Raw genomic sequence first — 7,922 nt, forward strand, 5'->3', positions numbered from 1 at the left:
TCAAATGATGCCGCTCCTGATCGCCGTCGCGATCGCCATCGCGCGGTTGCTGGCCGAGAATTTCTGGATGGCGTGCGTGATGTAGCTGTTGACGGTGTTCGACGAGACGCCAAGGATGAGCGCCACCTCATCCGTGGTCTTGCCTTCCGATACCCAGAACAGGCATTCGCGCTCGCGGTCCGACAGTGGGTCCTGCATGGCGGCGGCGGCGATCAATTGCGGGAGGTTCGAAAGCGCATAGCAGCATTTCAGCTGCGCCTTCATCAGCGCCGCGAGGTCGATCTGGCCCGGCCCGGCGGCGGAGAACAGCACGAAAAGTCGCTGGCGGCCGACATTCAGCCGCAGCGAATAGATTTCGGCGTGGCCAAGCACATCGAGCAGCCGGGCTTCCTCACCAGTGAGCAGGGCACCGGCGTCCGGCGCATGGGCTGCCACCAGCGGCCTGGGACGCATCCCCGGAGCGGCGGTCAACGGTCCCGAGGCCAGGTTGGCGATCAGCTTCTTGCCGATCAGTTCGATGGCGTCGAAAATCCAGTTCGAAGAAACGATGCGCGCGTCGTTACGGTCCTGGTCGTGAACGATGGCGACCAGCATGTAGCTGTCGGCGCCGATGTCGGCGGCAAGCTCCATAAAGAAACCGGTGAGGTCGCCGCGGGACGTCAGGCGCGGGCCTGAAGCATCGGATTGGAGAAGCGCGGCGGGACTGCTCATTTGATATTCTTGCCGGAATCGATCCTTGTGCCCGGTGCTGGCATTGCCGGCGGCCGAACCCGAATACGCGTCACGTTGACGAAAACACACACAAGGACGCGCGTGGCGCCCAATCGAGCCGAATCCCTTCAGGGAACGCGAAACCATCCGCGTCTGGTACCGGCCAAGCGCCGGAACTTGAGACTTTGGGTAGTCGCCGTGCCCCCCGTGGACCGGCTGATTCGGGTCTAATCTACCCGCAGATGAATCCGACATCAAACGCGATTTGACAAAATCGAATCTCGTCGACTCGCGGTTGCGACTCAGCAACGGGCCTTCGCGTTACTTGGCGGCGATTTCCGGCTTGAATTACGCCGACGGGCTGCGGCACCCATAAAAAAGGAGCCCCCGGGTCGAATCCCGAGGGCTCCTGTTTCGGATCGGATCCTGGGTTAGCGATCCTCGAAGCCGGTCAGCACGCCGACAGCGTTGACGCCGATTTCCTCCACCGCATAGCCGCCTTCCATGACGAACAGCGTCGGCAGGCCGAGCTTGGCGATGCGGCGCCCGATCTTGGGATAGTCCTCGCTCTTCAGCTTGAACTGGCTGATCGGATCCTTTTCGAACGTGTCGACGCCGAGGGACACCACGACGACGTCCGGAGCGTAGGCCGCAAGCTTGGCGCAGGCGTCTTCCAGCGAGGCGTTCCAGGCATCCCAGGTGGTGCCGAAGGGCATCGGATAATTGATGTTGAAGCCTTCGCCGTCACCTTCGCCGTGCTCGTCGGCGTGGCCAAGGAAGAAGGGGTATTCGGTCATCGGGTCGCCATGCAGGTTGAGCACCTGGACATCGCCGCGGCGGTAGAAGATCTCCTGCGTGCCGTTGCCGTGGTGGTAATCGACGTCAAGGATCGAGACGCGTTTGGCGCCCTGATCGCGGAACCACTGGGCGACAACGGCGGCATTGTTGATGAAGCAGTAGCCGCCCATGAAGGCGGCGCCGGCGTGGTGGCCCGGCGGACGGCAGAGCGCGAAGGCGGTGCGCTCGCCGCCCTTGACCAGGGCTGCCGCGGTCAGCGCGACATCGTAGGAGGACTTGATCGCCGCCCAGGTGCCTTCGACGAAGGTGGCGCCGGCGTCGAAGGAGTAGTAGCCGAGCAGGGCGTCGATGCGCTTCGGCGGCACGTCGCCGCGCAGGCCGCGCGTCGGCCAGGTGAAGCCCATGGCCGATCCCTTGAACCCCTCGGCGACCCATCGAGGCCAGACCGTCGGCAGGAAGTCGATGTAGTGAGCATCATGCACGCGCTTGGCGGCGTCGAGCGTGTGCTCGACCGGACCGATGATCGGACCAAGCTTCTCGCTTTCCACCCTGGCCCTGATGAATTCGGCCCGCGATGGCTTTTCGAAACCTGGCACGATCGCGGACGTGACCAGTTCCATCTGGCCTGCATGGCCGGCGTGGAGCGGCGAATAGACGGTCTTCATGAAATCCCCTTTATGGTGCGAAAATCAGTCAAGGTTGAGATGAGGACTCACCAGGGCGAGCCACATTGCTTCAATATCGTCTTCGATGAGGTCGAATGTCTTGCGATCTCTCTTCAGCCCCACAAGCCTGCAGGCGTGTCCGACCTCCATCATCAGCAAGCCCAACCGCTTGGCGGTCTTTTCCTCGAGAGAGGGTTTCACATGCTGCAGCCAGGCTGCGTAAAGGGCGATGATCTGCTTGTCGTATTCGTCCTGGATCGGCCTGAGGTCGGCGTTACCGGAAATAGCCTCGACAACCGGCATCAGGGTGGCATTGTCCAGGTAGAGCCTGGACGTGTCGATGAAGAGCTTGCGCACTTCGCGCCGGAACTCGTCGCGGTTGGTTGGCCGGGGTGCGTTGATGCGCTTCTGGATAACTTCGGGAAAGGATGACAGCCACCTCCGGGCCAGGTCCAGCAGAATGGCTTCCTTGTTGGGAAAGTACTGATAGACCGATCCGACAGACAGGCCCGCGCGCTGTGCTATGGCAAGCGTCGTCGGCGTTCTGGTTCCTTGCTCCCGCGTCAGGATCAGTGCCGCGTCGAGAATCCTGTCGACCACCTTGCTCGACCGTTGCTGTCGCGGCTGCTTGCGCGGTTCAAGCGCTATCCTGGTCTTGCGGTCGAGACTGCGTTTCACTGCTGGATGCCCCCGTTCCCCGCACGGCCTCGAGACAAGCGCGGGGTGCTGTCCACTATACATTCCAAATTCCGGCTGTTGACAAACGCGAATAAACAGTCGCATTCTTTTATCCACGCTGTCTTCAGGGATAACAAGGGGAATTTCGAAGAACAGCGCGCCGGCTCAATTTTTTCCTCGGACACCACTCCAATGGCGTGGCGGTCGCTTGGCGAGCGTTGCCGGTCTCGGTCAGTCATCAAAAAGCGCGGAGTCGCGATGTCGGTCACGGGTGCGGGTCATAGTGCGGATTTGATCGTCATCAACGGTCGTGTGCTGACCATGGACGAAGACAATCCTGCCGCTGATGCGGTTGCCGTCAGGGACGGCACCATCGTCGCCATTGGCAGTCGCGCCTCGATCGAGGCACTCAAAGGACCGTCCACCGAGATCATCGACGCCCAGGGCGGCTCCGTGCTGCCGGGCTTCATCGAAGCCCATATGCATCTGTTCGGCGGCGCGGCCGAACTCGACAATCTGCATCTTGCCGGCGTGCATGGCTTTGACGCGCTGCGCGATGCAATCCAGTCCTTCGCGGCGTCGAGGCCGAACGTAAGGCTCCTGCTGGGCGCCGGCGTCGACTATTCGATCCTGCCGGAGCCGGTCACGCGCCATCATCTCGACCGCATCATTCCCGACCGTCCGTTCGCCATGTCGGCTTCCGACCACCATACAATGTGGGCGAACACCAAGGCGCTCGAAGAGGCCGGCCTTCTGCATGGAAAGCAGGTGGGGCCAGGCAACGAGATCGTCATGGGCGACGACGGCCTTGCCGCCGGCGAGTTGCGCGAGGGCGAAGCGTTCGGTCCGATCCTTGAGCATTTCGGGGCAAACCGCACGCGGCTCGGCCTGACGGGCCAGGAGCCGGAACCCTATCCGTCGGCTGAGGAACTGGCCGCCGACCGCGACCTGATGCATCGCGGGCTGCAATGGTGCGCCAAGCACGGCATCACCTCGATCCAGAACATGGACGGCAATCTTTACCAGCTCGAGCTGCTAGCCGGGCTGGAGGAGGAAGGGCGGCTCATCTGCCGCACCAAGATCCCGTTCCACTTCAAGAATTTCATGACGCTGGACGTGCTCGAAAAGGCCTCGGGCATGGCGGCGTCCTACAATTCGGAATGGCTGTCGTCCGGGATGGTCAAAGTCTTTTATGACGGTGTGCTGGACTCCTGGACCGCTGTCATGGTCGACGACTATGCCGACCGGCCGGGCTGGCGTGGCGAGCCGCTGTTCACGCCAGAACATTTCGCCGAAGTGGCGGTCGAGGCCGACCGGCGCGGTCTGCAGATCGCCGTGCACTCCATCGGCGACGGCGCCGTTCGCGCCGTGCTCGATGGCTACCAGGCGGCGCTGAAGAAGAACGGCAGACGTGACAGCCGGCACCGCATCGAACACATAGAAGTGACCACGGCGTCAGACGTGCCTCGCTTCGCCGAGCTCGGCGTGCTCGCCTCGATGCAGCCGGCGCATCCGCCGGGCGCGCTGAATTTCCCAATGGAGCCGACGATCTCGCGCATCGGCCGGGACAAGTGGCCGCTGAGCTACGCCTGGAGGACGCTGAAAAACGCCGGCGCGCGCGTCGTGTTCGCTTCCGACTGGCCGGTTTCGCCGGTCGATCCAATCCTGTCCATCCAGGCGGCAGTCATGCGCAAACCCTGGGCGGAAGGTATGCCGGACCAGAGCTTCTCGCTGCAGGAGGCGATTGAGGGCTACACGGTCGAAGGCGCCTATGCGGAGTTCATGGAGCATCGCAAGGGCCGTCTTAAGACCGGATACCTCGCCGACATCGTGGTGCTCTCGGCCGATATCGAGGCGACGGCGCCGGAAGCGCTGCACACTGTTCGGCCCGTGACCACCATCTGCGGCGGGAAGATCACCTACCAAGCCTAAGGATTGCGTAGGAATTGTTTAATTGAAGTCGAGATTGAAACCGAGTCACTGCTCTGCAGTTGCCAAGCAGACCGGCTTATGGTGACAATCAAACAGGAACACACCTGCCGCAAGAGCAGGCTCTCTCAATGGGGTAATCGTGCCGGAACAACCGGGTAAGAACGCGATCGAAGTTCGCGGTGTGCGTAAAGTGTTTGGCACCGGTGACAGCCAGGTAGCCGCTCTCGACACGGTGTCGGTGTCGATCCGTGAAAACGAATTTTTCACATTGCTAGGCCCTTCCGGTTGCGGAAAGACGACGCTCCTAAGGCTGATTGCCGGCTTCGATTTTCCCACAGCCGGTGAAATCCTGCTGCATGGCCAGGACATCGCGCCGCTGCCGCCCTTCAAGCGACCGGTCAACACCGTTTTCCAGAGCTACGCGCTGTTTCCGCATATGACGGTGGCGCAGAATATCGGCTTCGGCCTGGAGATGCTCGGCAAACCGAAGGCGGAGATCGAGGCGCGCGTCGCCCAGATGCTCAAGCTGGTGAAGATGGAGGCGCTGAAGGCGCGCCGCACCAGCCAGATTTCCGGCGGCCAGCAGCAGCGCGTGGCGCTTGCCCGCGCACTGGCGCCGCAGCCCAAGGTGCTCCTGCTCGACGAGCCGCTGTCGGCGCTCGACTACAAGCTGCGCAAGGAAATGCAGATCGAATTGAAACGCCTGCAGCACGAGACGGGCATCACCTTCATCTTCGTCACCCACGACCAGGAAGAAGCGCTGACCATGTCCGATCGCATCGCGGTCATGTCGGCCGGCAAGATCCTGCAGGTCGGCACGCCGCGCGACATCTACGACCGGCCGGCCGAACGCTTCGTCGCCGACTTCATCGGCGAGACGAATTTCCTGCAGGGCAAGGTGGTGTCCAAGCAGGCCGGCGTCGCAACGGTCAAGTTCGCCAGCGATACCGCCATCAAGGCCGGCTATCCGGAAGGCTTCGATCCGTCAGGCGACGTAACACTGGTGGTGCGTCCCGAACATGCCGACCTTGTGCCAGATCCAGCCAGGGGCACGGTCGCGGGAACGCTTTCCAACATCGTCTATTTCGGCACTGACACGCACTATCACGTGAAGCTCGACAGTGGCGACAACTTCATCGTGCGCCACCAGAACAGCCGCTCGGCGCCGGTGACCTACGAGACCGGCGCCAAGGTCGGCATTCAGTTCGAGGAGGACGCCGCGCGCGTCCTGAAAGACTGATGACGACAGCCGCACTCTCCCCAGGCACGTTGTCCAAGGCCGCGTTGTTCGAAGCCCAGGCGGTGAAAACCAGCGCGCGGCGCAACCGCCTGCTGTCGCTTCCGGCGCTGATCATCATCGGCATTTTCGGCGTGCTGCCGCTTCTCATCATCTGCGTCTATTCGTTTCTCGTCGCGGCGCCCTATGGCGGCGTGCAGTGGCATTTCTCGACCGACGCCTATCTGAACTTCCTGTTCCAGCGCGACATCTTCGACGACACGCTGCAGTTCACGCCGGACTTCCTGGTCATCTATCTGCGCTCGTTCCTGTTTGCGGTGGTGACGACGATCATCTGCCTGCTGCTCGGCTTCCCGACCGCCTATTTCATGGCGACGCGGCCGCCGGCGCAGCGCAACTGGTGGGTGCTGCTGATCACCATTCCGTTCTGGTCGAACCTGCTCGTCCGCACGCTGGCGATCATGTTCATCATCCGCGACGAGGGCCTGATCAACAACGCGCTGCTGGCGCTGGGCGTGATCGACAAGCCGATCACCATGCTCTACACCAACTTCGCCATCCAGCTCGGCCTGCTCTATGCCTTCCTGCCGTTCATGGTGCTGCCGCTCTATTCCAGCCTGGAAAAGCTGGATTTCCGACTGATCGAAGCGGCCTACGATCTCTACGCGACGCGCCGACAGGTGCTGTGGCGGGTGATCATTCCCATGTCGAAGCCGGGCATCATCGCCGGCTGCCTACTGGTCTTCATCCCCGCGCTCGGCGCCTATGTGACGCCGCTGATCCTGGGTGGCGGCATCCACCTGATGATCGGCGATCTCATCGCGCAGCAATTCGGCTCGGGCCGCAACTGGCCGCTCGGCTGCGCGCAGGCGCTGATCCTGATGGCCGCGGTTCTGGTGGCGCTCTTCTTCTACGTCCGCAACACGTCGGGGAAGGTGCAGCATGGCTGATCCCCGCAACATGGACATCAAGGACCAGCCGGGCTTCCGCACGATCGCCATCATCTGCCTGCTGGTGCTTTACGTGCCGGTGCTGATCCTGATGATCTTCTCGCTGAACAGCGGGTCGCTCGTCACCCATTGGGAAGGCATCTCGCTCGGCTGGTATGGCAGCGCGCTGCTCAACGACGAGTTCCACAGCGCCGCGAAGAACACGCTGATCATCTCGGTCACCGCCACGATCGTCTCGACCATCTGCGCCACGCTGGCGGCCATCGGCATGACGCGGGTGAAGCCGTGGCGCGGTCTCGCGGCGGCCTTCATGGTCATCAACCTGCCGCTGATGGTGCCGGAGATCATCACAGCGGTGGCGACGCTCTCCTTCTTTGCGCTGATCGCAGGTGTATTCGGATTGAATTTCGGCATCGGCAACCTGATCCTCGCCCACACCGTGTTCTGCATTCCCTTCGCCTACATGCCGATCCGGGCGAGGCTCGAGGACATGGACCTGACGCTGGAGTATGCGGCGGCGGACCTCTACGCGACGCCGTGGAACGCCTTCAAGCGCATCACGCTGCCACTGCTGGTGCCCGGCATCATGTCGGGCGGGGCGCTCGCCTTCATCGTCTCCTTCGACGATTTCACCATCACGCAGCTTGTCGCCGGTCCCGGCCAGACGACGCTGCCCCTCTACATCTGGAACCAGATCAGGCGGCCGATGACGCCCGAGATCAACGCGATCTCCACCATCCTTCTTCTGGTGTCGATCCTGTTCGTCACGATCTCGTTCCTGATCGCGCGCCGACGCGCCGAATGAACTACCAGCTCCAAACACAACAATGGGAAGGCAAGGAGAACATAAAATGTCGAGAAAACTGATGGCGGCGGTTTCCGCGGCCGTGCTCTTGTGGGCAGTGCCGGCGCTCGCCGACGGCGAACTGCACATCTACAACTGGGGCGACT

General features: G+C 62.3%; 7 protein-coding genes. 4 read left to right on the top strand and 3 right to left on the bottom strand.

Annotated features, from left to right (window positions below; translation table 11 throughout):
• From Q0L57_RS34005 to Q0L57_RS34015, 3 genes are all read right to left on the bottom strand, one after another.
• Complete coding sequence (locus Q0L57_RS34005; RefSeq protein ID WP_296747641.1) at positions 1-711, bottom strand: LuxR family transcriptional regulator; 711 nt, start codon at positions 709-711, stop codon at positions 1-3.
• Positions 712-1,142: 431 nt separating this feature from the next.
• Complete coding sequence (locus tag Q0L57_RS34010) at positions 1,143-2,174, bottom strand: histone deacetylase family protein (protein WP_296747643.1); 1,032 nt, start codon at positions 2,172-2,174, stop codon at positions 1,143-1,145.
• A gap of 24 nt (positions 2,175-2,198) precedes the next feature.
• A complete protein-coding gene (locus tag Q0L57_RS34015; protein ID WP_296747645.1) occupies positions 2,199-2,852 on the bottom strand; it encodes a TetR/AcrR family transcriptional regulator in 654 nt (217 codons plus the stop codon).
• A 258-nt stretch (positions 2,853-3,110) separates the two neighbouring features.
• Between Q0L57_RS34015 and Q0L57_RS34020 the strand changes: the two genes are divergently transcribed.
• From Q0L57_RS34020 to Q0L57_RS34035, 4 genes are all read left to right on the top strand, one after another.
• A complete protein-coding gene (locus Q0L57_RS34020; RefSeq protein WP_296747647.1) occupies positions 3,111-4,784 on the top strand; it encodes an amidohydrolase in 1,674 nt (557 codons plus the stop codon).
• 139 nt (positions 4,785-4,923) lie between these two features.
• Positions 4,924-6,024: an ABC transporter ATP-binding protein gene (locus Q0L57_RS34025; RefSeq protein WP_296747649.1), complete on the top strand. Its 1,101-nt coding sequence runs from the start codon at positions 4,924-4,926 to the stop codon at positions 6,022-6,024.
• A complete protein-coding gene (locus tag Q0L57_RS34030) occupies positions 6,024-6,971 on the top strand; it encodes an ABC transporter permease (RefSeq protein WP_296747651.1) in 948 nt (315 codons plus the stop codon). The genes Q0L57_RS34025 and Q0L57_RS34030 overlap by 1 nt, the downstream gene beginning before the upstream one ends.
• Positions 6,964-7,776 carry an ABC transporter permease gene (locus Q0L57_RS34035; protein ID WP_296747653.1) on the top strand — a complete coding sequence of 271 codons (813 nt, stop codon included), beginning with the start codon at positions 6,964-6,966 and terminating at the stop codon, positions 7,774-7,776. Before Q0L57_RS34030 ends, Q0L57_RS34035 begins: the two co-directional genes overlap by 8 nt.
• Positions 7,777-7,922: the final 146 nt, after the last annotated feature.

Origin of the sequence: Mesorhizobium sp. (assembly GCF_024509055.1) — a bacterium.
In the GTDB taxonomy this organism is placed as follows: domain Bacteria; phylum Pseudomonadota; class Alphaproteobacteria; order Rhizobiales; family Rhizobiaceae; genus Mesorhizobium.